Origin of the sequence: Vibrio sp. 10N.261.51.A3 (genome assembly GCF_041471965.1) — a bacterium.
In the GTDB taxonomy this organism is placed as follows: Bacteria; Pseudomonadota; Gammaproteobacteria; order Enterobacterales; family Vibrionaceae; genus Vibrio; species Vibrio crassostreae_C.
In genome coordinates this window covers 2167-2501 of sequence record NZ_JBFRPK010000017.1, presented here as the reverse complement: position 1 = coordinate 2501, position 335 = coordinate 2167, and the positions used below count along the sequence as shown (strand labels likewise).

The following is a 335-nucleotide window of genomic DNA, read 5'->3' as shown; positions in this document are numbered from 1 at the left end:
TTTTGTGACGCGATCTTTGCACTCAAGAAATCCATTCCAAGCGCTACAGACCTTCGAAACAATATCGTTATAATCAATGAAGTTTTGGTTTGCTAGATAGTGTTGCCTTAACCAACTCCACACTTGCTCTATAGGGTTAAGCTCTGGTGAGTATGGCGGCAATTTGATAATACTGACATTATCAAATGGGTTAGCAATATCATCGGTATGCCATCCTGCGCCATCCATTATTACCACTGAATGACGGTCTTTTTCTGTGACTTTAGATATCTGCTCTAGATGGTTTATCATGATGTCTTTGTTAACCCAAGGGACGACCATTGCCTCACCAATCC

At 41.2% G+C, this 335-nt stretch carries 1 protein-coding gene; it reads right to left on the bottom strand.

All coding sequences use genetic code 11. The features are described 5' to 3' along the window. Positions 1 to 335 (bottom strand): transposase (locus tag AB4371_RS04425; RefSeq protein ID WP_372149108.1); only part of this gene is annotated, 335 nt, incomplete at both ends.